This is a genomic window from Aureimonas altamirensis (genome assembly GCF_023702225.1).
In the GTDB taxonomy this organism is placed as follows: Bacteria; Pseudomonadota; Alphaproteobacteria; order Rhizobiales; family Rhizobiaceae; genus Aureimonas; species Aureimonas altamirensis_B.
The window spans coordinates 39,894-65,585 of record NZ_JAMQCO010000010.1; the positions used below are offsets into that span (position 1 = coordinate 39,894).

The window sequence follows — 25,692 nt, forward strand, 5'->3', positions numbered from 1 at the left end:
ACGAAAGAGACCGCGCAGATTCGAGCCGGGGGCAGGTCTCATTCCAAGCTTCGCATTCCTTGCATCCGATACGCCGGAAGCGCAGTCGGCCCTGTCGCGGCTGACCGCGCTTTACGAGGGCGTGCCTGCCGAAGAAGCCGACGTGATCGTGGCGCTGGGCGGCGACGGCTTCATGCTGCAGGTGCTGCACCGCTTCATGAACAGCGGCAAGGCCATCTACGGCATGAACCGGGGCACGGTCGGCTTCCTGATGAACGCCTACCGCGAGGAAGGGCTGGAGGCGCGCCTCGGCGTCGCGCTTCGCAGCACCATCCACCCGCTCCGCATGGTCGCGAGCGACAAGAACGGGCGTGATTACGAAGCACTGGCCATCAACGAGGTCGCGCTGTTCCGCCAATCCTTCCAGATCGCGCGGCTGCGCATCTCCATCGACGGCAAGGTCAGGCTGGACGAACTTGCCTGCGACGGCGTCATGGTGGCGACGGCCACCGGATCCACGGCCTACAACCTTTCGGCCGGCGGCCCCATCATTCCCATCGATGCGCCCCTGCTGGCCCTGACGCCGGTCAGCCCGTTCCGCCCCCGCCGCTGGCGCGGCGCAGTGCTGCACAACCGCCAGGCGGTGGAAATCGAGGTGCTGGAACCGGAGAAGCGGCCCGTCAACGCGGTGGCCGACCATTTCGAGGTCAAGTCCATCCTGCGCATCCGCATAAACGAGGAGCGCGGCTCGAGCTGCGCGATCCTGTTCGACCGGGATCACAGCTGGGACGAGCGCATCCTGGCGGAACAGTTCCGCTATTAGAACGGCATGCCGGTTCCGTTTCCGAGCCGGTTTTCGACAGGCTACAGGCCGCCGCCTGCAGCCTGTCGCGGCCGCCCGCCCTTGCGGCCGTTCTCCCGAGCTGCCGCCGTCTTGGCGCGCGATCGAGCCTGACCGCCTGCCGCACCAAGCTGCGCGGCCATCCAGCGCTTGGAGCCGAAGACTCCTTGCAGGAGCGCCGGCACATACACATCGGCGTCGAGCTTCGGCCAGTGCAGGCCAAGGCCGGCCGGGCTGACTTCAATGTCAGCAAGGTCGTCCGGTGAGGCGTCGGCAAGACCTTCCACCATGCGCGACGGGAAAGCGATCTGCACGCCGGTATTCAGGTTGACGGCAACGCGACCCGAGCGGCGATCGTAGCGCGCGGAAACGGCAAAGCCGTTTTCCCGCAGCGTCGCCATCCGCTTTTCGGCTTGTTGAACGTCCTTTTCAGTAACGGTCATGAAAGGCTCTCCATTCCGCACATAGGGTCACCAGCGCGCCGGCAAGCTCGATTTCGATCCGGCTCAGCTCGCGCGTGTTGAAGCCGAAACTCTCGCGCAGCGCCGGCGGGCCGTCCGGGCAATGCAGGATGAACACCGCTTCGCTGGCTGCTCCCCTGACATGAACGTGCGCGGGGCGATGATCATTGGGGTAGATGACCACGCGCAGGCCATCGAGGCGCAAGACAGTCGGCATGAGCGAATTATACCAAAACCCAAGCGCTTAGGAAAGGTAGTTCCGGCAGGGACGAATCTGTCGCACAACTCGAAATTTCCACGACGACCGAACGCTATGCAATTTCTTGCCCGGTCCGAGTACCGGATTCCGAGTTTCGGTCCGATACTCTAGATGTCGCTGGCGTCGGGCGCCTTGGGCCGGAACATCTCGAACACGTCGCGCGTCACGGCATAGTCCGTGTAGCCGAGGCGCGACAGCGGCGCGGCCAGCGCCATGTCGATCCGGCCATCGCGGACGAGCGTGTCGTCGATATGGATGCCGACCACCTGCCCGATCACCACCACATTGCCGGAATGCCCGCCATCGATATCCTTCGGGTGAAACCATTCCGTCACCCGGCATTCCAGTGCGGCGGGGCTTTCCGCAACACGCGGCGCCGAAACGAGACGGCACGGCGCTTCGGTAAGCCCGGAAAAGGGAAACTCGCTGGTGCCGCGGGGTGCCGGCGCGGAACTGCGGTTCAGCGCCCCGGCCAGCTCTGCCGTCGCGAAATTGCAGACGAATTCGCCGCTTTCGATCGCGAAGGCGGCGGAATCCTTCATGCCTCCGGACGAGAACATGACCAGTTTCGGCTCGTCAGAGATGGCGTTGAAGAAGCTGTAGGGCGACAGGTTCACCGCGCCGCCGCGTGATCTCGTGGAGATCCAGCCGATGGGCCGCGGCGACACGATGGCCTTGAAGGGGTCGTGCGCGAGGCCGTGGCGATTGTCGGACGTTTCGTAGAACATGAGCCTCAGGCCTTTGCCAGCGTCACGATATCGGACAGTTCGGGGCGCGGACGCTCCGACCGCTCGTCGGCCGGGGTCCCCACATAAAGGAATCCGGCAACCTTCTCGTCCTCGGAAATCCCGAGCGCCGCCTTGCCCTCGTCGTCATAGGCGGGCCACTCCGTCAGCCACGTCGCGGCATAGCCGTGGGCGCCCATCGCGTGGATCAGGTTCATGGTCAGCGCGCCGGCGGACAGAACCTGTTCCCACTCCGGTATCTTGAAGTGCGGGCCCGCGCGGGACACAACGGCGATGACGAGCGGCGCCCGGGTAAACCGATCCAGCTCGAAGGCGCGGCGCGCCTCCGAGAGCGGCCCTTCCTTGTTTTCGGCGATGTCGGCCATTGTCTCCCCAAGCTTTGCGGCGGCATCGCCACGAATGAGAATCATGCGCCATGGAGCAAGCTTGCCGTGATCGGGCACACGCACCGCAAGCCGCAGGATCGAGTCCAGCTCCTCACCCTCGGGCGCCGGCGCCTTGATATCGGGGATCGAAATCGAGCGCCGCGTAGCCAGATGGTGCTTCAGTTCGGTCATCTTCGTCGATCTTCCTCTGACTTCATCACTTTTCGGCCCGATTTGGCGGCGCACCTTGCGCCGCGACCGGATCGTCAGCCATATCGGGGCGACGAAACTTTGCCAATGCGGAATGGGATGAAGGGCTGCGCGTGAGAAAGTCGAGTGCCATGTTGCTTCTTGTACTCGCAGCCGCCGCGTCGAATGCGTTTGCGCAAGGCGGCCCACCTCCGGGCGACGACGATGGCGGCGGCGCCTATGCCTCTCCCTCCGGCATTCCCGACGCGATGCAGAACGAGCGGCTCGGCATCCCATTCGGCAACGGACGCGGACCGCAGGACCGGATCGAGTTGCCGACGCCGGCCGACGGCCTGTCCTCCTATGCGGTGCCGAACCTGCCTGCCATTCCGGGCGATATCCTGCCACAGCTTGACGAGACGGCGCGCGGCGGCGAGCTGACCTTCAACGCGCGCATGGGCGAGGACGGCGAGGCCATCCCGGACGGGTTGGTCTGGCGGCTGTTCTCCAACCGACTCAACCGGGAAGGCAAGCTGCAGCTCATCGGCATCCAGCGGGGCGGCAGCGTCCGGTTCAACGTCCCGGCCGGCTCCTACCTCCTTCATGTCGGCTATGGCCGCGCCGGCGTCACCAAGCGCATCGATTTCGACGGAAAGCGCCTGACGGACACGGTCGTACTCGAGGCAGGCGGGCTGCGGCTCAGCGCCACCACCGGCAACGGGGAGCCGATCACCTCAAAGCTCCTGACCTTCGACATCTATACGCAGGGGCCCACCGCGCCGGACCGGCGCCTGGTGGCCGAGGATGTCCATCCCGGAACGGTGGTGCGGTTGAACGCCGGCGATTATCACGTCGTTTCCAACTATGGCGCGGTCAACGCGGTGGCGCGCGCCGACATCAAAGTCGAAACCGCGCGCGTCACCGACGCACGTCTGACGCAACGCGCGGCCGAGGTGACGTTGAAGCTGGTGCGGGAGGCCGGAGGCGAAGCGCTGGCCGACACGGCCTGGTCCATCTCCTCGTCGCAGGGCGACCTCATCCGCGAGAATGTCGGCGCCTTCTCGTCCATGGTGCTGGCCGAGGGCGAATACCTCATCGTCGCCAAGAACAAAGATCGCATCTACCAGCGCGTCTACAATGTCGCCGCCGGCCAGAACGAGGAGGTCGAGCTGGTGGCCAACGGCAATGTTGCGCCTCAGGCGCCGGCCGACGGCAGCGGCGACGAGATCTCGTCCGGTCCGGTGCCGAGCTTCGAGGAGTTGGAAGGCGAAGCGGCGGAGCCTGGCGCCGGCGACGCTTCGGGCGATGCCGAGATGGGCTCCGGCGATTGAGCGGACACGGATGACGGCACAGCGCATCGGCCTGCCGCTCGCGCGGCGCATGGCGCTGGCCGCACAAGGCTTTGGATCGGCGCGCCCGGACACCGTCCATCAGGGGCATTTGCGGCGCTTGCTGGACAGGCTGGCGTTGCACCAGATCGACAGCGTCAACGTGCTGGCGCGCGCCCATTACCTGCCCGCCTTCTCGCGCCTCGGCGCCTATGACCGCACCCTCTTCGACCGCGCCGCCTGGGGCCCCCGCCGCGAGCGCCGCGTCTTCGAATACTGGGCGCATGAAGCCTCGCTGCTGCCCATGGATCTCTTCCCCCTACTGCGCTGGAGGATGGAGCGGGCCGATCGCGGCATGGCCGGCTACAAGGGCCTGCGCTCCTTCGCCGGAGAGCGGCGATCCGAAGCCATGGCGCTTCTGGATCGCATCCGGGCCGAAGGCCCGATGGCCGCGTCGGACTTCGAGTCCAGCCGCACCGGCTGGTGGGAATGGAGTGAGTCCAAGCGTATCCTGGAATGGCTGTTCCATGCCGGCCATATCACCACCGCCACGCGGCGCCGCAGCTTCGAGCGCGTCTACGACCTGACTGAAAGGGTTATTCCGGCAGCGGTCATGGCGCTGCCGCCCGTGCCGGAAGCAGAAGCCCACCGCACGCTGGTCCTGCGGTCGGCGAAGGCACTGGGGATCGCCACCGCAGGCGAGTTGCGGGACTATTTCCGGCTCGGGCCCGAAGAAACGCGTAACGCCATCGCCGAACTGGTCGAGGATGACGCCCTGCTGCCCGTTGCGGTTGATGGCTGGCCGGTCGCCTACGTCCATCCGGAGGCCCGCAAGCCGCGGCGCGTCGACGCGGCGGCCCTGCTGGCGCCCTTCGACCCGATCGTCTGGGAGCGGGCGCGGGCGGAGCGGCTGTTCGGCTTCCGCTATCGGATCGAAATCTACGTTCCGGCCGAAAGGCGGCAGCACGGCTATTACGTACTGCCCTTCCTGTTCGGCGAAAGGCTGGTGGCGCGCGTGGACCTCAAGGCCGACAGGCAGGCTCGTGTTCTGCGCGTCCATGCCATCCATCACGAGCGCGGCGCGCCGGCGGGCGCCGTCGAAGCGCTGGAGACCGAACTTTCGGCCCTTGCAGCATGGCTCGAACTCGACGACGTGACGCGGCCCGACATCGTGGATCACGAATGACGGGCCGCGCCTGCCGCCTCAGGCCGCGCGCTCGCGCTTGAGGTCAGGCGGGACGGCCTCTTCCGCCAATTGCGAAAGCGCCTCTTCCAGCGGCAGGGATTGCTGGTCGCGGGAGCCCAGACGCCGCAGGTTGACGGTGTTCTCCTCCGCCTCGCGGCGTCCGCAGACGAGGATCACCGGTACCTTGGCCAGCGAATGCTCGCGGACCTTGTAGTTGATCTTCTCGTTCCGCAGGTCGGTCTCCACATGGAGGCCGGCCCGGCGGAACCGCTGCGCCACCTCGCGGGCGTAGTCGTCTGCCTCGTCCGTGATGGTCGCGACGACCACCTGTACCGGGGCGAGCCACAGCGGGAAATGCCCGGCGAAGTTTTCGATAAGGATGCCGAGGAACCGCTCCATCGAGCCGCAGACGGCGCGATGGATCATGACCGGCTGCCGCTTCTCGGACGACTGGTCGATGTAGAATGCCCCGAACCGCTCCGGCAGATTGAAATCCACCTGCGTCGTCCCGCACTGCCACTCACGCCCGATGGCATCCTTCAAGGTATACTCGAACTTCGGGCCGTAAAACGCGCCCTCGCCCTCCAGAATACCCGTCTTGATGCGGCCGCCGGACTGCATCCGGATGGTTTCCAGAACCTCGCCCATCACGCCTTCGGCCCGATCCCAGAGCGCGTCGGAACCGACACGCTTGTCCGGCCGCGTCGACAATTTGACGACGACTTCCTCGAAGCCGAAATCGCGGTAGACCGACAGGATCAGATCGTTGATCCGCAGGCATTCCGCAGCAAGCTGCTCGTCGGTGCAGAACACATGCGCGTCGTCCTGCGTGAAGCCGCGCACCCGCATGAGCCCATGCAGGGCGCCGGACGGCTCGTAGCGATGAACCGAACCGAATTCGGCAAGCCGGATAGGCAGTTCCCGGTAAGACTTTAGACCATGCTTGAAGATCATCACATGGCCCGGGCAATTCATCGGCTTGAGCGCGAAGACCCTGTCGTCGTCCGATTCCTCGTCAGCCACGGTGACCGCAAACATGTTGTTGCGATACCAGCCCCAGTGGCCCGACGTCTCCCACAGCGAGTGGTCCAGCACCTGCGGCGCGTTCACCTCTTCATAGGTGCCCGCCAGGCGCCGGCGCATGTAGGCGACCAGGGTCTGGAAGATGCGCCAGCCCTTGCCGTGCCAGAAGACGACGCCCGGCCCCTCTTCCTGGAAATGGAACAGGTCCATCTCGCGGCCAAGGCGGCGATGGTCGCGCTTCTCGGCCTCCTCCAACATGTGGAGGTAGGCTTTCAGCTCTTCCGGCGTAGCCCAGGCCGTGCCGTAGATGCGCGTCAGCATCGGGTTGTTGGAATCGCCGCGCCAATAGGCCCCGGCGACCTTCATCAGCTTGAAGTTCTCGCCGATCTGGCCGGTCGACGCCATGTGCGGCCCGCGGCACAGGTCGAACCAGTTGCCCTGGCTGTAGATCTTCAGATCCTGCCCCTCGGGAATGGCATCGACGAGCTCGACCTTGAATGCCTCGCCCTTGTCGGCAAACACCTGCCGCGCCTTGTCGCGTGTCCATACCTCTTTGGAGAAGCGCGCGTTGCGGCGGATGATCTCCACCATCTTCTTCTCGATGACCGGCAGGTCGTCGGGCGTGAAGGGCGTGTCGCGCGCGAAATCGTAATAGAAGCCGTTCTCGATGACCGGACCGATCGTCACCTGCGTGCCGGGCCATAATTCCTGAACCGCTTCCGCCATGACATGCGCCGCGTCGTGCCGGATCAGTTCCAGGGCGCGCGGGTCCTCGCGGGTGACGATCTCCAGCTTGCCGCCACGCCCCACGGGATCGGCAAGATCGCGCAGTTCGCCGTCGAGCGCATAGGCGACGGCCTTTTTGGCGAGCGACTTTGAGATACCCGCGGCAATGTCCGCCCCGGTCGTCTCCGGGGCATATTGGCGTATGGAACCATCGGGGAATTGAAGGTCGATCATGTCATGTCCTTTCCGCTCACCCCCGCCTACCATGCGGGAAAGCTTATCGATCGAACGCCGGGCACCAAGGGCTCGGACCGCAGCCTTCTAGCCCATCGCGGCACGAACGGGAATGGATTAGTGAGGATGGCGGTGCGTATGGGGATCGTCGGGCACCGGATCGTGGCCCGCCCTGCCGAAGGGGCCGCAACGGGACACGCGCCGGGCCGACAGCCAGCCGCCGCGCCACAGGCCATGGCGCGCAATGGCCTCGTAAGCGTATTCGGAGCATGTCGGCACATGCCGGCAGTTGCCGCCCACCAGCGGCGAGAAGGTCAACTGGTAAAGGCGCACGAACCCCATGCCGAACAGGCGGCCGGGCGTCTTGCGGTAGGGCCCGTCGTAGTTGCGCCCCGGCGCGCCAGCCATCGCTCAGGCAGCCCGTTCGCGCGCGTCGATCTCATCCAGCGCGGTCACGACCGCATCGAAAGTCAGCATGGTCGATGCATGGCGCGCCTTGTAGTCCTTGACCGGCTCGAGGAAGCGCAACTCCGCGAACCGGCCTTCCGGAGGCGGCGCGCCGTCCTTCAGCATGGCCTGCATGGCCTTCCGAACGGAACGGAGCTCTTCCGGTGTCGCGCCGACGATGGCCTTTGCCATGATGGCCGAGGATGCCTGGCCGAGCGCGCAGGCACGGACCTCATGGGCGAAATCGGACACGACGCCGCCGGCAACGCAGACGTCCACCGTGACGGTGGAACCGCACAGGCGCGAATGGGCGGTCGCGCTGGCATCGGGAGCCGGCAGCCGGCCGATGCGTCCGATATTGCCTGCCAGTTCCAGGATACGGGTGTTGTAGACGTCGTCGATCATCGGGCACCATCTTCGCGCGGATTCATCCGCGCGGGAGCATCTACCCATCTGCGGATCGAATCCGTATATAGGAGTGAAGCCGCGCCTCCGACAGCCGAAGACGACAAGACGCGGCGGCAAGGGTTGAGGAATGGACGCCACCGTCAGAAAGTTTTCCGGGCCGACCGGCCAGGGCAGCCCTCCGCGCCCGACGCGCGAGGAGGCGGAAGCCGCCGTTAAGACCCTTATCCTCTGGGCTGGAGACGATCCGCGCCGCGAGGGCCTGGTGGATACGCCGCAACGCGTCGTCCGGGCCTATGAGGAAGTCTTCGGCGGTTATTGCATAAACCCCGCCGACGTCCTGTCACGCACCTTCGAGGAGGTGTCGGGCTACGACGACATGGTGCTCGTGCGCGATATCGACTTCATCTCGCATTGCGAGCATCACATGGTGCCGATCATCGGCAAGGCGCATGTGGCCTACTTCCCGGACGGACGCGTTCTCGGGCTATCGAAGATCGCCCGCGTCGTCGACCTTTATGCGCGCCGCCTGCAGACGCAGGAAACCATGACCGAGGAAATCGCGGCCATCATCGACGGCGCCCTCGCTCCGCGCGGCGTCGCCGTTCTGATCGAGGCGGAGCACATGTGCATGTCCATGCGCGGCATCCGCAGCAAGGGCTCCATAACCACCACGAGTTCCTTCTACGGGGTGTTCAAGGACGACAAGTCCGAACGCGACCGCTTCCTGTCCATGATCCTGAACCGGTGACCGACGTGACCCTCGAGCGGGAAGAAGGCGCGCGGCTGATGCCGCACTTCGACGAAGCGGGCCTGATCACGGCCGTGGTTACGGATGGCGCCAGCGGCGACGTGCTCATGCTCGCGCACATGAACCGCGAGGCGCTGGACCTGTCCATCGCCACCGGCATCGCGCATTACTGGAGCCGCTCGCGGCAGACATTGTGGAAAAAGGGCGAGACGTCCGGCGCACTGCAGACCATCCAGGAGATGCGGATAGACTGCGACCAGGATGCCGTCTGGCTGAAAGTGCATGTCGCCCGGCCGCAGGAAACATGCCACACCGGCCGCACCTCCTGCTTCTATCGGCGCGTGGAACTGGGCAAACCGGCCGGCGAGTTGACGCAAGTCATCGCTAAGGCATAGCGCCGCCCCTCGCCCACCACCTCATATGGCGTCGCACAGCACGCCATAGGCTCCGTCGATATCGGCCACAAGCGCGGCCGTCGCCGCTTCCGCGTCCCCGCGCCCGAGCGCATCGTGCATCGCCTGGTGCCAGGTGTTTGAAATCCGGAAGTTTCCCGATTCCCTCAAGAGGTGGAAATAGGGGCTGATCTGCAGCCAGAGCTTCTCGATCATGCCCAGCAGGATCGGCGACCCGGCCTGCCGATAGATCCGGAAATGGAAATCGTAATTGGCCGCGACATAGAGCTTCGGATCGCTGGTCCGCTCCGCCTGCCTCAGTCTGTCCAGCGGCAAGCCCAGATCCGACAGGAACGCGCCATCGGCCCGGGCCGCAGCCCAGCGCACGGCGGTCGACTCCACGTCCAGCCGCACATTGCGAAGATCGTCCAGCCGCTCGCGCGTCAATTGCGGAATGCCGATCGTCCGTCCGGAGATCACCGTCAGCGCACCCGCTTCCGTCAACCGCGTCAGGGCCTCCCGCACCGGCATGGGGCTGACTTCGAACGCGCTGGCAAGGCTGGCAACGGTTATCGACTGCGCCGGAGCAATGCCCCCTTCCAGGATCAATTCGCAGAGGCGCCGGAACACACCGTCCTGCAGGGTTTCCTTGCGCAAAGGCAGGACGCGGTCGCGAATGGCGGACATAAACAACTCCACATGGGATCTTCAGTCAAAAGAATAGCGCCTGAAGAGACACACTTGAAGTCTTTTCGATTTTTGATCTAATATCAATTCATGGCGCTTCGAATGGTCACGGGGAGATGTGATCCACGCGCCCCCAGGGAGGAAATCATGACGTTCGCGACCCGATGCGGGACGCTGGCGATGGCGCTCGGCCTTTCGGCCGTGATGACGCCACTCGCGGCCGCCCAGGAGAAGCACAAGGTCTTCCTGTCGATGAGCTACATCGGCAACGACTGGCAGGCCGAGGCTTCCAACATGGTCAAGGCGATGGCGGCGTCGGCCGGCTTGAAGGACAAGGTGGACCTGGAGGTCCAGGTTGCCGGACCGAACGCCCAGCGGCAGATTCAGCAGATAAACGCCATGGTGCAAGCGGGTGCCGACGCGATCGTCGTCTATCCGATCTCGCCGACGGCCCTGAACCAGGTGGTCAAGAATGCCTGCGCCAAGGGCGTCAAGATCGTTGCCTACGACGCCGAGATCACCGAGCCCTGCGCCTACAACGTCACCATCGACCAGGCCGAAGCCGGCCGCCGGACGGCGGAATGGCTGGCCGACAAGCTGGGCGGCAAGGGCAACATCGTGCTTGTGACGGGCGTTCCCGGCACTTCGGTCGATACGGCCCGCACCAGCGCGGCAAGGGAAGTCTTTGCGAAGTTCCCCGACATCAAGGTCGTGGGCGAGGCCGTCGGCATGTGGAGCCAGGCCGTTGCGCGCACCGAATTGTCCAAGCTCCTGGCCACGCGCAACTGGGACGGCATCGACGGCCTGTGGATGCAGGTGGGCTGCTATACGGCCAATGCGATGCAGTTGGAAGCCGGGCACACGGCGGAGCAGTTGAAGCCGTGCGCCGGCGAAGGCTCGAACGGCGGTCGCATCCAGATGCTGCCCGCCGGCACCGAGGTAGAGGGTGCGGACGGCCCCTATGCGCCGATGGGCGCGCCGCGCATCTCCTATGCCTCGCCCCCCTACTCCGGCGCCTATGCGCTGAAGCTGGCGGTCGAGATGCTCGACGGCAAGACCGACGTTCCGCAACACACGACCCTTCCGCTGCCGATCGTGACCAACGAGACGGTCAAGCTTTGCGAAACCGGCAGCTGGGAAGAAATGAAAAACGGCTGCAACGCCTTCAAGCCCGCCATCGTCGCCAATCCGGGGTGGTTCGCTTCCATCTTCTCGGAAGAAACCCCGGAAGTCGGCCTCAACGCCGCCCTCGTGGGCCAGCCGGAGCAATGAGCGCGGAGGGCACGGCCGCCGTCGCCTTCGATTCGATTTCCAAGGCGTTCGGGGCGACGAAAGCCGTCAGCGACGTGAGCTTCCGGGTCGAGCGGGGCGCAGTCCACGCTCTTCTCGGAGAGAACGGCGCCGGCAAATCCACCACCATGAAGCTTCTGTCCGGCCTGATCGCGCCGGACAGCGGCACCATCGCGATCGACGGTCGCAAGGTGAAGCTGTCCAGCCCGCGCGATGCGCACCGGGCCGGCATCCGCACGGCGTTCCAGGAACTGACGCTGGTGCGCGACCTGTCGGTCCTCGACAACATGCTGTTGCCGAGTGCGCCGACCAGCCTTCTCGGCACCCTGCGTCGACGTGCTGTGGCCGACCGCGTGGAAGCCCATTTCGAACGCCTCGGCATGCGGCTCGACCTGCATGCCGAGGCAGGCAGCCTCGACCTCGCCATGCGCCAGAAGATCGAGATCGCCCGCGCGCTGTTCCGCGAGCCGACGCTGCTGCTGCTCGACGAACCAACTTCGGCCCTGACGGGAAGCGATGTCGAATGGCTGGGCCGCATCATCGCCGATGCCCGTGCGCGCGGCGTCACGGTGCTGTTCATCTCGCACCGCATGCCCGAGGTGCGCGCCTTCTGCGACACGATGACCATCCTGCGCAACGGCCGACATATCGCCAGCGGCACCGTTGCCGGATTTACCGACGGGCAGGTAATCGAGATGATCATCGGGCGCTCGCTGGATCAGACCTTCCCGCCACGGCGCGAAAATGCCGAAAAGCGTCCACCGGAGCCGGTTCTCGAAACGCGTGGCCTGTGCGCTGGCGGCAAGCTGAAGGATATCGACCTGCAGTTGCGGCCCGGCGAGATTCTCGGCGTCGCGGCCTTGCAGGGCATGGGCCAGCTCGACCTTTTCTCGGCCTGCTTCGGCGCGACCGCCGTGCGCGGGGGAGAGCTTCTGGTCGACGGTCAGCCGGTTCACCTTTCGGCTCCGGCGGATGCGCTGCACCCGTCGCTGCGGATCGGCTTCCTGCCCGAGGATCGCAAGACGCAAGGCCTGTTTCTGAAGCTCGACGGCACCACCAATGCCAGCCTGCCAGTCATCGACCGCTTCACGCGCGGCGGGCTGATAGACCGTGGTGCGGAGCGCGCCGCGGCCGAAACGGTCTTCAACATCGTCGACGTCTCGCCCGTTGCCTCCTACACCGAGGCGGGCGCATTCTCGGGTGGCAATCAGCAAAAGATCGCCATAGCCAAGTGGCTGGTTGCGGAAAGCCGCATCCTGCTCCTGTTCGATCCGACGCGCGGCATCGACGTCGGCACGAAGCACCAGCTTTACGAGCTCATGCGCGCCTTCGCGGATGCCGGCGGCGCGGTGCTGTTCCATTCCACCGAGATTCCGGAACTCGTCCATCTCTGCGACCGGATGGTCGTCCTTTACGAAGGCCGCGTCGCGGCCCGGCTGGAGGCTCGCGAGATCGACGAGCGCGCCATCATGCATGCCGCGCTGGGCGGCGCGCAGCACCCGGCCGATCGCCCGGGAGCGGCAGCATGAGCCAGGCCACGACATTGCCGGCATCACCCCGCGCGCCGGCGCGCCCCGCCCCACTGCGCTGGCTTGCGCGCAACCGCGCAGCGCTGACGGCGCTTGCCGTCTTCGCGCTTCTTTTCGCCTTCGTGGACTGGATCAGCCCAGGCCCGATGACCTATTTCGACATCTCGTTCCAGGCCAGCGGCGGCACCGCGCTGGCGCTCGCCGCCATGGGACAGACGCTGGTCGTCGTGTCCGGCGGATTCGACCTTTCGGCCGGTGCGGTCATCTCGTTGGTCAACGCGGTGCTGGCGGCCAGCATGGACCCAGCGCAGATGGAAGCCTCCGTGCTTCTCTGGACTCTCGTCGGCATCGCCGTCGGCATGGGCGTCGGCGCCGTCAACGGGCTGTTCGTCGCCTTCCTTCGACTCCAACCCATCGTCGTCACCCTGTCCACCATGTTCATCGTGCAAGGGCTCACGCTGCTGGTGCTGAACCAGCCGGGCGGCTTCGTGTCTCCATCGCTCGGCAACCTCTACATGGGCGACGCCATTCCCGAACTGGTTCCCGCCTCGCTGGTCCTCCTGGGCGCGGCGGCACTGTTCTGGCTCTGGTTGAAGAAGACGCGCTTCGGCGTCAGCCTCTATGCGGCGGGGAGCGACCCGGCCGCCGCGGAAGCGACCGGCGTGCGCGTGCCGTGGGTGCGCTTCGGCGCCTATGTGCTGGCCGGCGGATTCTACGGGCTCGCCGGCGTCTTCGTCAGCGCGCAGACCGGCTCGGGCGATCCGCTCGTCGGCAACTCGCTGCTCTTGTCCATGTTTGCGGCCGTCGTGATCGGAGGAACGCGCCTCGGTGGCGGCAAAGGTGGCCTCATCGGCACTATCTTCGGCGCCTTCGTGCTGATGATCGTCGTGAACATCCTTCTGGCGCTGAACGTCTCGGCCTATTACTCCACCATCGCCGAAGGCGGGGTGCTGCTGGCCGCCGTTCTCGTCGGCTCCTTCGCGCGGGACCAGGTCCTGATGGAGCAACTGCGGCGCCTGGCCGGCATCGCCTCGGCCCGGCGTGCGGGCACCCATGTGTCGCAGCGCGGCGGCGGCGACCGCAAGCTGCCTTTTGCCTCAGCCAGCGCGCGGCCACGCGCGCCATCCGACCGGCTTGCGGAACCCGGGTTCCTGCAACGGCACGGCGCGGTCCTGCGCTACGCGCTGCCCGCCTATGTGTGCCTGGCCCTGGTGCTGATCGCCACGCAGGTCCTGCTGGGCAACACATTGACGAGCTGGGGCTTCTGGAACTCGCTGCTTGTCCTGTCCACCTTCCTCGTGATCCTGGCGCTCGGGCAGGGTTCCGTCATCCTGACAGGCGGCCTCGACCTTTCGGTTCCCTGGACGATCGGACTGTCCGGAATACTTCTCGCCGGCATCGTCCAGGGCTCGGACGTCGCCCTTCTCTACGCCGTTCCCCTTGTGCTGCTGACCGCCGCCTGTATCGGCCTTCTCAACGGGCTCGGCGTCGTCGCGCTCGGCCTGTCGCCCATCGTGGTCACGCTGGCGGCCAACGGCATATTGCAGGGTATCGCCCTGATCTACTCCAACGGGACGCCCTCGGGGTTCGCTTCGCCATGGTTGCGCTGGCTGATGACAGGCCGCCTTGGCCCCATCACCCCTGTTCTCATCCTCCTGGCGGTCTTTCTCTTCGCAGGGACATTGCTGCTGGGGCGTACCGCCTTTGGCCGGCGGGTCTATGCGGTGGGCAACAGCATTGAAGCGGCACGCCTGTCCGGCGTGCGGACCGGGCGGGTCGTCGTCGGCGTCTATATCCTGTCGGCACTTTGCGCCGCGCTCGTGGGCATTCTCCTGACCGGCTTTTCCGGCCAGGCGAGCCTTGGCATGGGCGACGACTATCTTCTGCCCTCCATCGCCATCGTGGTCGTAGGCGGTGCGCTCATCACGGGCGGACGCGGGCACTTCCTCGGCATGGTGGGCGGCGCGCTGCTGCTGACGGCCCTGCAGACGCTCCTGGCCGGCACGACCCTTCCCTACGCCTTCCGGGCCATCTTCTTCGGCTGCGTCGTGCTGGCCGCCGTGATCGCCCTTCGAGAGAAACGGAGCTGAACGCATGTCGCAGAACATCATGAGCGGTCTGGAAGGCCAGCGGGTCATCGTGACGGCGGGCGCCGGCGGGATCGGCGAAGCGACCGTAAGGCTGCTGCATGCACAGGGCTGCCGCATCGCCCTGTGCGATGTCTCGGCGGAATCGCTGGAACGGCTCTCGGCGGAACTGCCCGGCGTCACCGCGTTGCGCGCGGACGTATCCGACGAAAGCGACGTCGCCGGCTTCTTCGACGCCGCGCTGTCGTCGCTCGGCGGGCTGGACGCCCTCGTCAACAATGCCGGCATCGCTGGGCCCACCGGCGGCGTGGAGGACATCTCCATCGCCGACTGGCGGCGCTGCCTGGATATCGGACTGACCGGTCAGTTCCTGTGCGCGCGTCTTGCCGTGCCGCAGATCAAGGCCGCCGGCGGCGGATCGATCGTCAACATGTCGTCTTCCGCCGGACGCCACGGCTATGCCTACCGCACCCCTTATGCGGCGGCGAAGTGGGGCGTCATCGGCTTTACCCAATCGCTCGCCAAGGAGCTCGGCCCGGCCAATATCCGCGTCAACGCCGTGCTGCCCGGCATCGTCGAGGGGCCACGCATGGACGGCGTCATCCGCGACCGCGCCGGACGGCTGAACCTGTCCTTCGAGGACATGAAGGCCCAGTACCTGCAAACAGTCTCGCTGAGGCGCATGGTGACGCCGCAGGATGTGGCGGCATCCATCGCGTTTCTGATGTCGGATGCCGGCCGCAACCTGTCGGCAATGTCGTTCAACGTCGACGGCAATGTGGAGACCCTGTGATGGACTCCGTCTCCGTTATCGGCGCGGGTCTGATCGGCCGCGCCTGGGCCATCACCTTCGCGCGGGCGGGGTGCCGCGTGCGCCTGTGGGATCCGGTGCCGAGCGCCATCCCGGAAGCGATGGACTACATCGCATCCGTGGCAGACGACCTCGTGCGCAACGATCTTGCCGGGGGGCGCGACCGCGATACCCTGCTGAAGGCCATCGAGGGGCGCGACACGCTCACCGCCGCGCTGGAGGGTGCGTCCTGGGTGCAGGAATGCGGCCCGGAGCGCATCGAAACCAAGCGGGAGACGTTCGCCCGGCTGGACGCGTCGGCGGACCCGGACGCCATACTGGCGTCCTCTTCCTCCGCGCTGCTGCCATCAGCGATTTCGGAGGGGCTCGCAGGTCGTCGCCGGTGCGTCGTGGCCCACCCGATCAATCCTCCCTACCTTGTGCCTGCCGTCGAGCTAGTGCCTGCGCCATGGACCGATGCCGGCATCATGGACCGTGCGGCGGCTTTCCTGAGGGGTATCGGACAGGTGCCGTTGGTCATGGAGCGTGAGATCGACGGCTTCATCATGAACCGGCTGCAGGGCGCACTGCTGGACGAGGCGTTCCGGCTGGTCGAGGGCGGCTATGCCAGCGCCGCCGATGTGGACCGTGGCATCGCCGACGGCATCGCCTTGCGCTGGAGCTTCATCGGACCGTTCGAGACGATCGACCTGAACGCTCCGGCCGGCATCGCCGACTATGTCGCCCGCTACGGGCCGATGTACGCGCGGCTTGCGGACAGCATGCGCCGCCAGCCGGACTGGGCCGCGATCACGGCGGGTGGCATCGAGGCGGAGCGCCGCGCCGCCCTGCCCGCCGAACGCCTTTCGGACCGGCAGCGCTGGCGCGATGCGCGCCTGATGGCCTTGCGGGCCCGCAAGCGTAACGCCGACGCGCAATTCGGCAACTGACTTGTCTTTTTCCAAGGAAACGAAGATGTCCATCAACGCCTCCGCCGCCACGCCAGCCGGCAAAGTCATCATCACCTGCGCCGTCACCGGCGCCATCCATACGCCGACCATGTCGCCCTATCTGCCGATCACGCCGGAGGAGATCGCAGCGGATGCCATCGGCGCAGCCGAGGCGGGAGCAGCCATTCTGCACCTGCATGCCCGCAACCCGGAGAACGGAAAGCCCGACCAGACGCCGGAAGCCTTCGCAAGGTTCCTGCCCCGCGTGAAACAGGCCACCGACGCCGCCATCAACATCACCACAGGCGGCAGCCCGTACATGAAGGTCGAGGAGCGCGTGCTGCCGGCGGCCACCTTCAAGCCGGAGGTCGCCTCACTCAACATGGGGTCGATCAATTTCGGCTTGTACCACCTCGCCCCGCGCTACGAGACCTTCAGGTTCGAATGGGAAAAGCCGCACCTCGAGGCAACGCGCGACCTGGTGTTCCGAAACTCGTTCAAGGACATCGAGTACATTCTGGAAACCTGCTACGACAACGGTACGCGCTTCGAGTTCGAGTGCTACGACATCGCGCATCTCTACAACCTCGCGCATTTCGCCGACCGCGGTCTCGTCAAGGCGCCGTTCTTCGTCCAATCGGTATTCGGGCTTCTCGGCGGCATCGGCACCCATCCGGAAGACGTGATGCACATGAAGCGCACGGCGGACCGCCTGTTCGGCGCGGATTATCGCTGGTCGGTGCTGGGGGCGGGCTCCAGCCAGTTGCGCATTGCCACGCAGGCCGCGGCCATGGGCGGCAATGTCCGCGTCGGGTTGGAGGATTCGCTCTGGGCTGGCAGGGGCAGGCTCGCCACGTCCAGCGCCGACCAGGTGCGGATGGTGCGGCAGGTCATCGAGGGGCTGGGCCTCGCCGTGGCGACGCCGGACGAAGCCCGGCAGATCCTGCAACTCAAGGGCGGCGACAAGGTCGGGTTCTGACGAAGCGGCCCGGCAAAAGGAAGGGGAGGTCTACATGCGTATCGAGGTTCTTCTGGACGTCAAGACGACGCTGGGCGAAGGCCCGCTCTGGGACGCGGAGCAGGAGCGGCTCTATTTCATCGACAGTTTCGACGGGCGCGTGTTCCGCACGACGGTCGACGGACGGGAGCTTCGTGCCTGGGACGTTCCGGGCAAGATCGGCTCCATGGCGCTGCGCAAGGATGGCCAAGGCGCGATCGTCTCTCTCCAGAACGGATTCCACGCGCTGGACTTCCGGACCGGAGATTGCGACCTCGTCCATGATCCGGAGCCGGACCGGCCGGCCAACCGCATCAACGACGGCAAGGTGGATCGGCGCGGCCGGTTCTTCGCCGGTTCCATGGACACGATGGAGGAAGGCCCTTCCGGCGCGCTGTACCGGCTCGATCCGGATTTCAGCGTCCATACGGTCGACACCGGCATCATCTGTTCCAACGGGCCCTGCTTCGCCCCGGACGACCGCACCTTCTACTTCGCGGATACCTGGACGGGTGAGATCTGGGCCTACGATTACGACATCGAAACCGGCTCGGCCACCAACCGCCGCACGTTCGTTTCCGTGGACACGTCGCGAGGCGGAGCCGCCGACGGCTCGACCGTCGACGCGGAAGGGTGCCTGTGGAACGCGCTCGTCTATGACGGACGGCTGGTTCGCTATGCGCCCGACGGCAGCGTCGAGCGCATCATCGACATGCCGGTCAAGAAGGTGACGAGCGTCATGTTCGGCGGGCCGAACCTGGACATCCTGTTCGTGACCTCGATGGCGAAGCCGCCCTTGCCGCGCTTCCCGGATGACGGCGTCCAGCGCGGCAGCCTGTTCGCCGTCCACGACCTCGGCGTACGCGGCCTTCCGGAGCCGCGTTTCGGCGCCTGACCGGATAAGGATTACGTTCGGCGGCGCGATGATCTAGTGTTTCCGCAAAGGCGGCCGGCGGGCCGGCGGAATCAGATGGTCTCGGCATGTTCCAACGGGTCTTCAAGCGTAACGAACCCTTCCGGGGCGGCCACGAAACCATTGCCGTGCAGGAACGAACCCGCAGCGGCGTCGCACTGGCCCTCGGCGGGGGTGCGGCGCGCGGCTGGGCCCATATCGGCGTGCTCCGCGCGCTGGACGAGGCCGGCATCCCGATCGCCATGATCGCCGGAACCTCGATCGGCGCGCTCGTCGGCGGCTGCTATCTGGCCGGCAAACTGGATGCGCTGGAAGATTTCGCCTGCTCCCTCACCCGGCGCGGCATCATCCGCTTCCTGGATTTCAGCATCAGCGGCGCCGGGCTGATCGGCGGCATGCGCCTCAACCGCCGGCTGGTGGAAGCCCTTTCCGACACGCAGATAGAAGCCCTTCCGAAACGCCTGGTCTGCGTGGCGACGGAAGCGCGCACCGGGCACGAGGTGTGGATCGATTCCGGCTCGCTGGTCACCGGCATGCGTGCGTCCTACGCGCTACCCGGCGTTTTCCTGCCCGTGGAATGCGGCGGGCGGATGCTGATGGACGGAGCCCTCGTCAACCCTGTCCCCGTTGCGGTGTGCCGCGCCTATGAAGAACCGCTGGTGGTGGCCGTGAACCTGAACTACGACCTGTTCGGGCGCGCGGCCGTGCTGCGCCTGCGCGCCGGCGCCGATGGGAGCGGCGAGGAGTCCGCGCGCGACGAGGATGCCAGGCGCGACAAGGTGGGCATCGCCCGCTCCATGGTGGATGCATTCGGCATCATACAGGATCGCATATCGCGCGCCCGGCTGGCCGGCGACCCGCCGGACCTGTCGCTGCATCCCCGCGTCCGCGACATCGGCATGTCGGAGTTCTTTCGCGCAAGAGAGGCGATAGACCTCGGCTATGCCGAGGCCCAACGCCAATTGCCGGAAATCGCCCGGCTGGCGGAAAGCCTGCCCCGGCGCTGAAACACTCTAACCGGCAGCCGTGTGGATATAAGCGCGCATGTCCTCGGCCTCGCGCTCGACATCCTCGATCCGGCGCTTGACCACGTCGCCGATGGAGATGACGCCCACCAGCACACCATCCTCGCACACAGGCAGGTGGCGGAAGCGTCCGCGGGTCATGAGATCCATCACCTCGTCCACGGTCATGTCTTCGCGTGCGGTCACCACCTTCGTCGTCATCACGTCGGCCACCTTGCGCGCCAAGGCCTCCGGACCATCTCCCCCGATGACGCGGACGATATCGCGCTCCGAAAGGATGCCGGCCACCCGTCCGCCCTCGGACAAGGCCACCAGCGCGCCGATCCGCCGCTCCGACAAAATCGCCACGGCGTCCGACACCGTGACGTCCGGGCTGATCGTTTCGACCGCCCGGCCCTTCGTTTCCAGTATCTGCCTGACCGTCATCGTTTCCTCCACAATGATCGTGCCCGCCGGATGGTGCGCCAGACGCAGCCGTTCGGCAAGACTGGGCGCGATCAATGACGGGTGTTGCGCCAGGGAACGGGGTCGAAGAAGCCGAAGGTCAGGAAGCCGAGGGCAAAGCCGCCGAGATGCGCCTCCCAGGCCACGGACGCGCCGTCACCGCCGAAACCGATGGACCCTATGGCGATATTGGTGGCGAAGAAGATGAGCGTGAAGATGAGGACGGTGCGGTTGGCCAGCGCCTGCCCCACCGTCATGCGCGGTGCGAGCGCGATGGCCCCCGAGGTCAGTTGGCCGGGCGCCCCCAGGGCGAAGCGACAGGCCCCGCCCATCAGCGCCGAAACGACGCCCGAGGCGCCGATCATCGGCTGCAGCAGATCCGGGTTGGTGATGTAGAACAGCGCCGCGCCGCCCAGCGCGCCGGCCAGCGCGAACAGAATGAAGCGGCCATTGCCCAGACGCCGCGCGACGGGCGTGCCGAATGCGACGAGCCATAGCGTGTTGGCGCCGAGATGGCCCCAGCTTCCGTGCAGGAAGGCATGCGTGAACGGCGCCCACAGGTCCGCGCCGGCGGGCCGCGACAGGCATTCGGGTATGGGGAGCGAATAACAGGCCGGAATCAGGGCGAAGTCCAGCAGCACCCTGAAATCCGCATCCTCGCTCAGGATGTTCATCCTGATGAGGTGGATGGCGACCAGAAGCGCGATCGCGGCCAGCACGATGCCTGGTATGTTGAAGGCTGGCGGATTGGATGGCCGTACGGGCCGATACTCTGGCGTCACGCGGGAGGTGTCCTCGAAGGGAGCGGATAAACCTTTGATAAAGCCTGTTTTCACCGCCAACCAGATTATTTCATGGCAGGAGCCGCCCTTTTCGGGGTGTTATCCCCCGCCTGTGTTAACCCGGCCCTCACGCGCCGTTAAGCGACCTTGCAGCGGGATTTACGATTGCCGACTTCGCGCGCCGCCGGACAGGTTAACGCAATGGCCGCGTCGGTCCATGCCCGCATTAACCTTTGGCCCGGCAACTGCAGGCGCCACGGCGGCTGCCGGAAACCTCTTTGAATTCGCATTCCCTTAAGCTTGCGAGGACGTTACCGACCCCCCTGAAATGCGCCGAAAAGGCTTCAGGCCGCCGCAAGCAAGAGGTCTGAACGTCCTGCCACAGATTTGAGACAGATTGTCGTCCGCGTCTTGGAATGCCGGTAAAAAGGCGCTGCCATTGTCATTCCCGAAGACGGGAGACATGGCCGTGAACAAGTTTCTGACCATCAGCACTGTGGCAATCGGGTTCGTACTGGGGGCCCTGACCGCCCCTGCCAAGGCGGACATGCCGGTAACGGGACCGACCAGCCAGCCAGTCGGCCACTACGTGTTCTGCCAGTCCTACCCCGAACAATGCCAGCCGAACCGGCAGGTGCGGCTGAACCGACTGGACGACGCCACATGGCGCCTGATGGTCGAGGTGAACAACATCGTCAACACGGCGATCACGCCGAAGACCGATCTGGAAATGCATGGCGTGCCGGAGCTCTGGTCCTATCCGACCACCGAGGGCGACTGCGAGGACTTCGCGCTGCTCAAGCAGTACATGCTGGAAAAGGCCGGCCTGCCGCGCTCGTCCCTGCTGATTACCGTCGTCCAGCAGCCGAACGGCGAAGGCCATGCCGTGCTGACCGTCCGCACCGACGCCGGCGATTACATCCTCGACAACCTGGACGAGCGGGTGCTGCGCTGGACCGACACGCCCTACCGCTTCCTGAAGCGCCAGGCGGAGGCCAATTCGGGCAAATGGGCCGGCATCGCCGACGACCGCGACATGATGCTGGTCGGCAGCGTCCGCTGACCGGGGACCAGACACGAGAAGGCCGCCGCGTCGCCGCGGCGGCCTTTTCCGGTTTCGGGCGACCGCATTGGGCGATCAATCTTCCAGGTCGATATCCAGGATCGTCATGGTGAAATGGTACGAAAGTTCGCCCTCGTCCGTATCCTTGGCGATCAGGCCGGCGAATTCGTCGTTGACATAGACTTCCGCGGTATCGNGCATTGGGCGATCAATCTTCCAGGTCGATATCCAGGATCGTCATGGTGAAATGGTACGAAAGTTCGCCCTCGTCCGTATCCTTGGCGATCAGGCCGGCGAATTCGTCGTTGACATAGACTTCCGCGGTATCGCCGCTCTTTTTCGGCAGCGCCCGCACTTCGATGTCGCCACCCTTGAAGGTCTTCCTCAGGTAGGATTCGAGCTTTCTGATCTCATCACCCTTCACGGGCATCTCCTTGATTGTATGGTCCGCATGTCCGGACGGTTTTATCGGGTCGGCTCCTCGCCGTCGCAGCCGGTACACTGGTCCATGCTGCGGGCCGGCTCGGAGCAGCCGGATGTCCCGATGATCTTTGCCGGCACGCCTGCCACGGTCGAATTGGGCGGAACTTCCTTCAGGACGACCGAGCCCGCCGCGATGCGCGAGCAACGGCCGATCTCGATATTGCCGAGGATCTTCGCGCCGGCCCCGATGAGGACGCCGTCGCCGATCTTGGGATGCCGGTCGCCGAACTCCTTGCCTGTTCCACCCAGGGTCACGTCCTGCAGGATCGAGACATTGTCGCCGATCCGCGCGGTGAAGCCCACGACGAGCCCCGTCGCATGGTCGAGGAAGATGCCGCGGCCCATGTGCATGGCCGGGTGGATGTCGGTCTGGAAGACCGAAGACGAGCGCGATTGCAGATACAATGCAAAGTCGCGTCGGCCCTGATGCCAGAGCCAGTGCGCCAGCCGGTGCGTCTGGATCGCGTGGAAACCCTTGAAGTACAAGAGCGGCTCTACGTAACGCTCGCAGGCCGGGTCGCGGTCGAAGACGGCCTGCAGGTCGATGCGCAGAGTATCTGCGAATGCCGCCTCGGTGGCCGCCATCTGGCCGAAGGCCTGGACGATCAGCGCGGCCGGCACGTCCGGGTGGCCGAGGCGCGATGCGATGCGGTGCGCAAGCGCCGCCTCCAGCGTCTCGTGGTTCAGGATCGTCGCGTAGATGAAACCGCTGAGCGCAGGTTCGCTTTCGCTGATCGCCAGCGCCTCGTCGCGGATACCGAGCCAGATCGGGTCTACCGCCTGGAGGCGCTCGCGTGTCTTGTTGCCGATGACGCTCATGAAAGCTCCTGCATGCCCTGAATGCCGGTTCACCGGAAATAGATACTCTGACGCGCGGTTCACGTCAGCCCAGGCGCTTCAATTAAACGAGGAAGCCCCGGGCGTGAACCCGCGTTCGGAGAGAAACCGCAGGACCGCCGACTTGAAGTTGCGGTCGCCGACGGCCAGCATATGGTCTCGCCCCTCGATCGCAAGAGCTTCGGCATCCGGCATCAGTTGGGCCAGCTTCTGCGCCGATCCGGCGATATCGTCCTTCGTGCCGACGCCGATCAGCGTCGGTATGTCGAGCGCGGCGACGGCCTGCCGCGACGGCTCCTGCCGGTTGGCCTGGATGCAGGCGGCCAAGGCCAGCCTGTCGCTGCGCGTCTTGTCGGCGAAGCTGCGGAACATGCGGCCGCGCTCGTGGACGACATCGTCGAGCGACGGGGCCAGCAATGCCTCGGCGATCGGGTCCCAGTCACCGACGCCTTCCACCAGGCCGTAGCCGAGACCGCCGAGGATAAGCGCCGCCACGCGCGCCCGATGCTCCAGCGCCGCGAAGACCGAGATGCGCGCTCCCATGGAATAGCCGAACCATACCGCCTTCTCGAGCGACAGATGATCCAGAAGGGCTATGCAGTCCCCCGCCATGACGGGCGGCGTGTAGAGGGCGGCTTGGTGCGGCTTGTCGCTGGCGCCGTGGCCGCGATGATCGAGCGCGATGACGCGGTAGCCGGCATCGCCGAGGGTCTGCACCCAGCCCGGCTCTACCCAGTTGACCCTGGCGGACGAGGCGAAGCCGTGCACGAGCAGGATCGGCAGGCCGTCGCGCGGCCCTTCGTCCAGATAGGCGAAGCTCAATCCATCGTTCTCGAAGGTGTCCATGCCGCGTTCCCGTGTCGATAGTCCCTGCCTGTTACCCTACCCGCTTCGCACAAGGCTACCCCCGTGCGATACAATCCGAGCATTGCCTTACCGCCCCCCTTTCCAATATGGTCCGCGCCGACACGCTGAATGAACGGAGACGGTCTCATGGCCGCGCACGCAACGCCCCATTTCCAGAACGACGCCGGACACGCCACGATCGAGATCGGCGTGAAGGAGTTCATGTGCGTCGGCGCCACGACGCCCTTCGACCATCCGCATGTCTATCTCGACATGGGCGACGAGACCGAGAAGGTCTGCCCGTACTGCTCGACCCTCTATCGCTTCAACGCCGCCCTGCATTACGACGAGACGGTGCCGGCCGGCTGCTACTACCAGGATCCGCGCGCACGCGCTGCCTGAGGCCTTGCGCGACATCGCCATTATCGGCGCCGGCATCGCCGGCCTGACGACAGCCCTGTGCCTGGCCCGTTCCGGCTTCCAGGTCAGCCTGTTCGAGCGCGCCGCAGAGGCGCAGCCCGTCGGCGCCGGCATCCAGCTTTCCCCCAATGCGCTGCGGGTCATGGACCGGCTCGGCTGTCTGGAGGCGTTGGCAGCGCGTGGCACGCTCGCCTCGGCGGTGACGTTGCGCGACGGGCGTACGGGCCGCATGCTGGCCGAGGTGCCGGTGCGCTCTGCCGATGGAACGCCTTACCTGTCCATCCACCGCGCCGACCTGCATTCCGTGCTGATGGACGCGGCCCTCGGGACCAACGCGATCAGCCTGCATTTCGGCCGCTCTCTGACGGCAATGCGAGAAACCGCGGCCGGGGTATCGCTGCGCCTCGGCCGGGACACGCAGGATTTCGAGCTGCTGGTGGCCGCCGATGGCGTCCGCTCTGCCGTCGCATCCGCCCTGGACTTCGCTGCGCCGGGGCTTTCCCCCTATGCGGCCTGGCGCTTCCTGCAGCCTGCGGGCAAGGGCGATACCGGCGGCATAGAGGCCTGGCTGGACGCGGGTTGGCACGCGGTGACGTATCCCGTCCATGCCGGGGCCTCGGTCAACCTCGTCGTCATCGCGCGGACCGATCTGGTGCCGCCGGACGATGGGTCTCCCGTCCGATTGGCCAGAGCCCTTATGGGTAAAGCCGCTTCCGGCCTTGTCGATATCATCCAGGATGGCGGCTTCGTCGGCTGCTGGCCCATGTCCGCCGTTCCGGCGGCCAGGTCCTACGCGAAAGGCGACCGCATCGCGCTTGTCGGCGATGCGGCGCACGGAATGCTGCCCTTCGCGGCGCAAGGTGCGGCCATGGGGATCGAGGATGCGGCGGTGCTGGCCGCGTGCCTCGGAGACGGCGGGCCGTCTCCTTTGCAACGCTATGAAGCGCTTCGGCGGCCACGCATCGCCAAGGTGCTCAAACGAGTACGGTTTCACGACCGGGTCTACCACCTGCCACGCCCCTTTTCGTTGGCGCGCGACGCGGTCATGCGGCTGACGCCTCCGGGCCGGCTGGCGGCGTCCCTGTCGTGGCTCTACGATTGGACGCCTCCCGAATTGCCGGCCTCCGCCTTTGAAACAACGCAAAGAAACGCTAGCTGACCGCCGACCGGGCGCGCCATGCAGCAGGCCATCAAGAAGCCGCAGCGCTAGGCGATGC

Annotated in this window: 30 protein-coding genes; 16 read left to right on the top strand and 14 right to left on the bottom strand. The window is 65.9% G+C overall.

What is annotated here, in order from left to right; all coding sequences use genetic code 11:
• Positions 1 to 40 precede the first annotated feature (40 nt).
• Positions 41 to 802: an NAD kinase gene (locus NDN16_RS16565; protein WP_251114669.1), complete on the top strand. Its 762-nt coding sequence runs from the start codon at positions 41 to 43 to the stop codon at positions 800 to 802.
• A gap of 41 nt (positions 803 to 843) precedes the next feature.
• Here NDN16_RS16565 and NDN16_RS16570 read toward each other — a convergent pair whose 3' ends face one another.
• The 4 genes from NDN16_RS16570 to NDN16_RS16585 all read right to left on the bottom strand — a co-directional run bounded on the left by NDN16_RS16570 (position 844) and on the right by NDN16_RS16585 (position 2,843).
• Entirely contained in the window at positions 844 to 1,263 is a 420-nt protein-coding gene (locus NDN16_RS16570; protein ID WP_251114583.1) for a DUF2442 domain-containing protein, read from the bottom strand.
• Positions 1,250 to 1,498: a DUF4160 domain-containing protein gene (locus NDN16_RS16575; RefSeq protein WP_251114584.1), complete on the bottom strand. Its 249-nt coding sequence runs from the start codon at positions 1,496 to 1,498 to the stop codon at positions 1,250 to 1,252. Before NDN16_RS16575 ends, NDN16_RS16570 begins: the two co-directional genes overlap by 14 nt.
• Positions 1,499 to 1,647: 149 nt before the next feature.
• On the bottom strand, positions 1,648 to 2,268 hold the full coding sequence (locus NDN16_RS16580) for a flavin reductase family protein (RefSeq protein ID WP_251114585.1): 621 nt from the start codon (positions 2,266 to 2,268) through the stop codon (positions 1,648 to 1,650).
• A gap of 5 nt (positions 2,269 to 2,273) precedes the next feature.
• Positions 2,274 to 2,843, bottom strand: a complete 570-nt coding sequence (locus NDN16_RS16585) for a nitroreductase family protein (RefSeq protein ID WP_251114586.1) — start codon at positions 2,841 to 2,843, stop codon at positions 2,274 to 2,276.
• A 149-nt stretch (positions 2,844 to 2,992) separates the two neighbouring features.
• Here NDN16_RS16585 and NDN16_RS16590 point away from each other — a divergent pair, with 149 nt between their 5' ends.
• Together NDN16_RS16590 and NDN16_RS16595 are read left to right on the top strand one after the other, a co-directional pair.
• On the top strand, positions 2,993 to 4,171 hold the full coding sequence (locus NDN16_RS16590) for a hypothetical protein (protein ID WP_251114587.1): 1,179 nt from the start codon (positions 2,993 to 2,995) through the stop codon (positions 4,169 to 4,171).
• A gap of 10 nt (positions 4,172 to 4,181) precedes the next feature.
• Complete coding sequence (locus tag NDN16_RS16595; RefSeq protein WP_251114588.1) at positions 4,182 to 5,354, top strand: winged helix-turn-helix domain-containing protein; 1,173 nt, start codon at positions 4,182 to 4,184, stop codon at positions 5,352 to 5,354.
• Between the two features lie 18 nt (positions 5,355 to 5,372).
• On the opposite strand, the gene thrS is transcribed toward NDN16_RS16595, so the two are convergent.
• The 3 genes from thrS to NDN16_RS16610 form a co-directional block, all read right to left on the bottom strand.
• Positions 5,373 to 7,337, bottom strand: a complete 1,965-nt coding sequence (thrS, locus tag NDN16_RS16600) for a threonine--tRNA ligase (protein WP_251114589.1) — start codon at positions 7,335 to 7,337, stop codon at positions 5,373 to 5,375.
• A 117-nt stretch (positions 7,338 to 7,454) separates the two neighbouring features.
• The gene (yidD, locus tag NDN16_RS16605; RefSeq protein ID WP_251114590.1) at positions 7,455 to 7,745 is read right to left on the bottom strand and encodes a membrane protein insertion efficiency factor YidD; all 291 of its coding nucleotides are present in this window, start codon (positions 7,743 to 7,745) and stop codon (positions 7,455 to 7,457) included.
• Between the two features lie 3 nt (positions 7,746 to 7,748).
• Positions 7,749 to 8,189, bottom strand: a complete 441-nt coding sequence (locus NDN16_RS16610) for an iron-sulfur cluster assembly scaffold protein (protein ID WP_251114591.1) — start codon at positions 8,187 to 8,189, stop codon at positions 7,749 to 7,751.
• Between the two features lie 130 nt (positions 8,190 to 8,319).
• Between NDN16_RS16610 and folE the strand changes: the two genes are divergently transcribed.
• The gene (gene folE / locus NDN16_RS16615; RefSeq protein ID WP_251114592.1) at positions 8,320 to 8,940 is read left to right on the top strand and encodes a GTP cyclohydrolase I FolE; all 621 of its coding nucleotides are present in this window, start codon (positions 8,320 to 8,322) and stop codon (positions 8,938 to 8,940) included.
• A complete protein-coding gene (hisI, locus tag NDN16_RS16620; protein WP_353050224.1) occupies positions 8,937 to 9,335 on the top strand; it encodes a phosphoribosyl-AMP cyclohydrolase in 399 nt (132 codons plus the stop codon). The genes folE and hisI overlap by 4 nt, the downstream gene beginning before the upstream one ends.
• A 21-nt stretch (positions 9,336 to 9,356) precedes the next feature.
• Here hisI and NDN16_RS16625 read toward each other — a convergent pair whose 3' ends face one another.
• Positions 9,357 to 10,019, bottom strand: coding sequence for a GntR family transcriptional regulator (locus NDN16_RS16625; protein ID WP_251114593.1), 663 nt, complete (start codon positions 10,017 to 10,019; stop codon positions 9,357 to 9,359).
• Positions 10,020 to 10,199: 180 nt separating this feature from the next.
• Here NDN16_RS16625 and NDN16_RS16630 point away from each other — a divergent pair, with 180 nt between their 5' ends.
• The 8 genes from NDN16_RS16630 to NDN16_RS16665 all read left to right on the top strand — a co-directional run bounded on the left by NDN16_RS16630 (position 10,200) and on the right by NDN16_RS16665 (position 19,582).
• A complete protein-coding gene (locus NDN16_RS16630) occupies positions 10,200 to 11,291 on the top strand; it encodes a sugar ABC transporter substrate-binding protein (protein WP_353050225.1) in 1,092 nt (363 codons plus the stop codon).
• Complete coding sequence (locus tag NDN16_RS16635) at positions 11,288 to 12,838, top strand: sugar ABC transporter ATP-binding protein (protein ID WP_251114595.1); 1,551 nt, start codon at positions 11,288 to 11,290, stop codon at positions 12,836 to 12,838. The genes NDN16_RS16630 and NDN16_RS16635 overlap by 4 nt, the downstream gene beginning before the upstream one ends.
• Positions 12,835 to 14,928 (top strand): ABC transporter permease, encoded by a 2,094-nt coding sequence (locus tag NDN16_RS16640; protein WP_251114596.1) that lies wholly within the window; start codon positions 12,835 to 12,837, stop codon positions 14,926 to 14,928. The genes NDN16_RS16635 and NDN16_RS16640 overlap by 4 nt, the downstream gene beginning before the upstream one ends.
• 4 nt (positions 14,929 to 14,932) lie before the next feature.
• Positions 14,933 to 15,718, top strand: coding sequence for an SDR family oxidoreductase (locus tag NDN16_RS16645; protein ID WP_251114597.1), 786 nt, complete (start codon positions 14,933 to 14,935; stop codon positions 15,716 to 15,718).
• A complete protein-coding gene (locus tag NDN16_RS16650; RefSeq protein ID WP_251114598.1) occupies positions 15,718 to 16,665 on the top strand; it encodes a 3-hydroxyacyl-CoA dehydrogenase in 948 nt (315 codons plus the stop codon). Before NDN16_RS16645 ends, NDN16_RS16650 begins: the two co-directional genes overlap by 1 nt.
• Positions 16,666 to 16,690: 25 nt before the next feature.
• Positions 16,691 to 17,644, top strand: a complete 954-nt coding sequence (locus tag NDN16_RS16655) for a 3-keto-5-aminohexanoate cleavage protein (protein ID WP_251114599.1) — start codon at positions 16,691 to 16,693, stop codon at positions 17,642 to 17,644.
• Positions 17,645 to 17,678: 34 nt separating this feature from the next.
• The gene (locus NDN16_RS16660; protein WP_251114600.1) at positions 17,679 to 18,557 is read left to right on the top strand and encodes an SMP-30/gluconolactonase/LRE family protein; all 879 of its coding nucleotides are present in this window, start codon (positions 17,679 to 17,681) and stop codon (positions 18,555 to 18,557) included.
• A gap of 86 nt (positions 18,558 to 18,643) precedes the next feature.
• A complete protein-coding gene (locus NDN16_RS16665) occupies positions 18,644 to 19,582 on the top strand; it encodes a patatin-like phospholipase family protein (RefSeq protein ID WP_251114601.1) in 939 nt (312 codons plus the stop codon).
• A gap of 6 nt (positions 19,583 to 19,588) precedes the next feature.
• Here the strand turns inward: NDN16_RS16665 and NDN16_RS16670 are convergent, their stop codons facing one another.
• Both NDN16_RS16670 and NDN16_RS16675 read right to left on the bottom strand, forming a co-directional pair.
• Entirely contained in the window at positions 19,589 to 20,026 is a 438-nt protein-coding gene (locus tag NDN16_RS16670) for a CBS domain-containing protein (RefSeq protein WP_251114602.1), read from the bottom strand.
• A 71-nt stretch (positions 20,027 to 20,097) separates the two neighbouring features.
• Positions 20,098 to 20,826 carry a rhomboid family intramembrane serine protease gene (locus tag NDN16_RS16675; protein ID WP_251114603.1) on the bottom strand — a complete coding sequence of 243 codons (729 nt, stop codon included), beginning with the start codon at positions 20,824 to 20,826 and terminating at the stop codon, positions 20,098 to 20,100.
• 463 nt (positions 20,827 to 21,289) lie between these two features.
• Between NDN16_RS16675 and NDN16_RS16680 the strand changes: the two genes are divergently transcribed.
• A complete protein-coding gene (locus NDN16_RS16680; protein WP_435301117.1) occupies positions 21,290 to 21,889 on the top strand; it encodes a transglutaminase-like cysteine peptidase in 600 nt (199 codons plus the stop codon).
• A 75-nt stretch (positions 21,890 to 21,964) separates the two neighbouring features.
• Here the strand turns inward: NDN16_RS16680 and NDN16_RS16685 are convergent, their stop codons facing one another.
• The 4 genes from NDN16_RS16685 to NDN16_RS16700 all read right to left on the bottom strand — a co-directional run bounded on the left by NDN16_RS16685 (position 21,965) and on the right by NDN16_RS16700 (position 24,055).
• Complete coding sequence (locus tag NDN16_RS16685) at positions 21,965 to 22,090, bottom strand: DUF3126 family protein (RefSeq protein ID WP_435301118.1); 126 nt, start codon at positions 22,088 to 22,090, stop codon at positions 21,965 to 21,967.
• A 7-nt stretch (positions 22,091 to 22,097) separates the two neighbouring features.
• Positions 22,098 to 22,313: a DUF3126 family protein gene (locus NDN16_RS16690; protein ID WP_251114605.1), complete on the bottom strand. Its 216-nt coding sequence runs from the start codon at positions 22,311 to 22,313 to the stop codon at positions 22,098 to 22,100.
• Positions 22,314 to 22,354: 41 nt separating this feature from the next.
• Positions 22,355 to 23,191: a serine O-acetyltransferase gene (cysE, locus tag NDN16_RS16695; protein WP_251114606.1), complete on the bottom strand. Its 837-nt coding sequence runs from the start codon at positions 23,189 to 23,191 to the stop codon at positions 22,355 to 22,357.
• A gap of 78 nt (positions 23,192 to 23,269) precedes the next feature.
• Positions 23,270 to 24,055: an alpha/beta fold hydrolase gene (locus NDN16_RS16700; RefSeq protein WP_251114607.1), complete on the bottom strand. Its 786-nt coding sequence runs from the start codon at positions 24,053 to 24,055 to the stop codon at positions 23,270 to 23,272.
• Positions 24,056 to 24,202: 147 nt separating this feature from the next.
• On the opposite strand from NDN16_RS16700, the gene NDN16_RS16705 reads away from it, so the two are divergent.
• The gene (locus NDN16_RS16705) at positions 24,203 to 24,457 is read left to right on the top strand and encodes a zinc-finger domain-containing protein (protein ID WP_251114608.1); all 255 of its coding nucleotides are present in this window, start codon (positions 24,203 to 24,205) and stop codon (positions 24,455 to 24,457) included.
• A 4-nt stretch (positions 24,458 to 24,461) separates the two neighbouring features.
• Positions 24,462 to 25,634 (top strand): FAD-dependent oxidoreductase, encoded by a 1,173-nt coding sequence (locus tag NDN16_RS16710; RefSeq protein WP_251114609.1) that lies wholly within the window; start codon positions 24,462 to 24,464, stop codon positions 25,632 to 25,634.
• The last annotated feature ends 58 nt before the right edge of the window (positions 25,635 to 25,692 follow it).

Excerpts from the sequence above, each read along its gene's own strand:
- NDN16_RS16570 (WP_251114583.1), bottom strand. The coding sequence starts at position 1,263 with ATGACCGTTACTGAAAAGGACGTTCAACAAGCCGAAAAGCGGATGGCG.
- NDN16_RS16575 (WP_251114584.1), bottom strand. The coding sequence starts at position 1,498 with ATGCCGACTGTCTTGCGCCTCGATGGCCTGCGCGTGGTCATCTACCCC.
- NDN16_RS16580 (WP_251114585.1), bottom strand. The coding sequence starts at position 2,268 with ATGTTCTACGAAACGTCCGACAATCGCCACGGCCTCGCGCACGACCCC.
- NDN16_RS16585 (WP_251114586.1), bottom strand. The coding sequence starts at position 2,843 with ATGACCGAACTGAAGCACCATCTGGCTACGCGGCGCTCGATTTCGATC.
- NDN16_RS16590 (WP_251114587.1), top strand. The coding sequence starts at position 2,993 with ATGTTGCTTCTTGTACTCGCAGCCGCCGCGTCGAATGCGTTTGCGCAA.
- NDN16_RS16595 (WP_251114588.1), top strand. The coding sequence starts at position 4,182 with ATGACGGCACAGCGCATCGGCCTGCCGCTCGCGCGGCGCATGGCGCTG.
- thrS (WP_251114589.1), bottom strand. The coding sequence starts at position 7,337 with ATGATCGACCTTCAATTCCCCGATGGTTCCATACGCCAATATGCCCCG.
- yidD (WP_251114590.1), bottom strand. The coding sequence starts at position 7,745 with ATGGCTGGCGCGCCGGGGCGCAACTACGACGGGCCCTACCGCAAGACG.
- NDN16_RS16610 (WP_251114591.1), bottom strand. The coding sequence starts at position 8,189 with ATGATCGACGACGTCTACAACACCCGTATCCTGGAACTGGCAGGCAAT.
- folE (WP_251114592.1), top strand. The coding sequence starts at position 8,320 with ATGGACGCCACCGTCAGAAAGTTTTCCGGGCCGACCGGCCAGGGCAGC.
- NDN16_RS16625 (WP_251114593.1), bottom strand. The coding sequence starts at position 10,019 with ATGTCCGCCATTCGCGACCGCGTCCTGCCTTTGCGCAAGGAAACCCTG.
- NDN16_RS16630 (WP_353050225.1), top strand. The coding sequence starts at position 10,200 with ATGGCGCTCGGCCTTTCGGCCGTGATGACGCCACTCGCGGCCGCCCAG.
- NDN16_RS16635 (WP_251114595.1), top strand. The coding sequence starts at position 11,288 with ATGAGCGCGGAGGGCACGGCCGCCGTCGCCTTCGATTCGATTTCCAAG.
- NDN16_RS16640 (WP_251114596.1), top strand. The coding sequence starts at position 12,835 with ATGAGCCAGGCCACGACATTGCCGGCATCACCCCGCGCGCCGGCGCGC.
- NDN16_RS16645 (WP_251114597.1), top strand. The coding sequence starts at position 14,933 with ATGTCGCAGAACATCATGAGCGGTCTGGAAGGCCAGCGGGTCATCGTG.
- NDN16_RS16650 (WP_251114598.1), top strand. The coding sequence starts at position 15,718 with ATGGACTCCGTCTCCGTTATCGGCGCGGGTCTGATCGGCCGCGCCTGG.
- NDN16_RS16655 (WP_251114599.1), top strand. The coding sequence starts at position 16,691 with ATGTCCATCAACGCCTCCGCCGCCACGCCAGCCGGCAAAGTCATCATC.
- NDN16_RS16660 (WP_251114600.1), top strand. The coding sequence starts at position 17,679 with ATGCGTATCGAGGTTCTTCTGGACGTCAAGACGACGCTGGGCGAAGGC.
- NDN16_RS16665 (WP_251114601.1), top strand. The coding sequence starts at position 18,644 with ATGTTCCAACGGGTCTTCAAGCGTAACGAACCCTTCCGGGGCGGCCAC.
- NDN16_RS16670 (WP_251114602.1), bottom strand. The coding sequence starts at position 20,026 with ATGACGGTCAGGCAGATACTGGAAACGAAGGGCCGGGCGGTCGAAACG.
- NDN16_RS16680 (WP_435301117.1), top strand. The coding sequence starts at position 21,290 with ATGGCCGTGAACAAGTTTCTGACCATCAGCACTGTGGCAATCGGGTTC.
- cysE (WP_251114606.1), bottom strand. The coding sequence starts at position 23,191 with ATGAGCGTCATCGGCAACAAGACACGCGAGCGCCTCCAGGCGGTAGAC.
- NDN16_RS16700 (WP_251114607.1), bottom strand. The coding sequence starts at position 24,055 with ATGGACACCTTCGAGAACGATGGATTGAGCTTCGCCTATCTGGACGAA.
- NDN16_RS16705 (WP_251114608.1), top strand. The coding sequence starts at position 24,203 with ATGGCCGCGCACGCAACGCCCCATTTCCAGAACGACGCCGGACACGCC.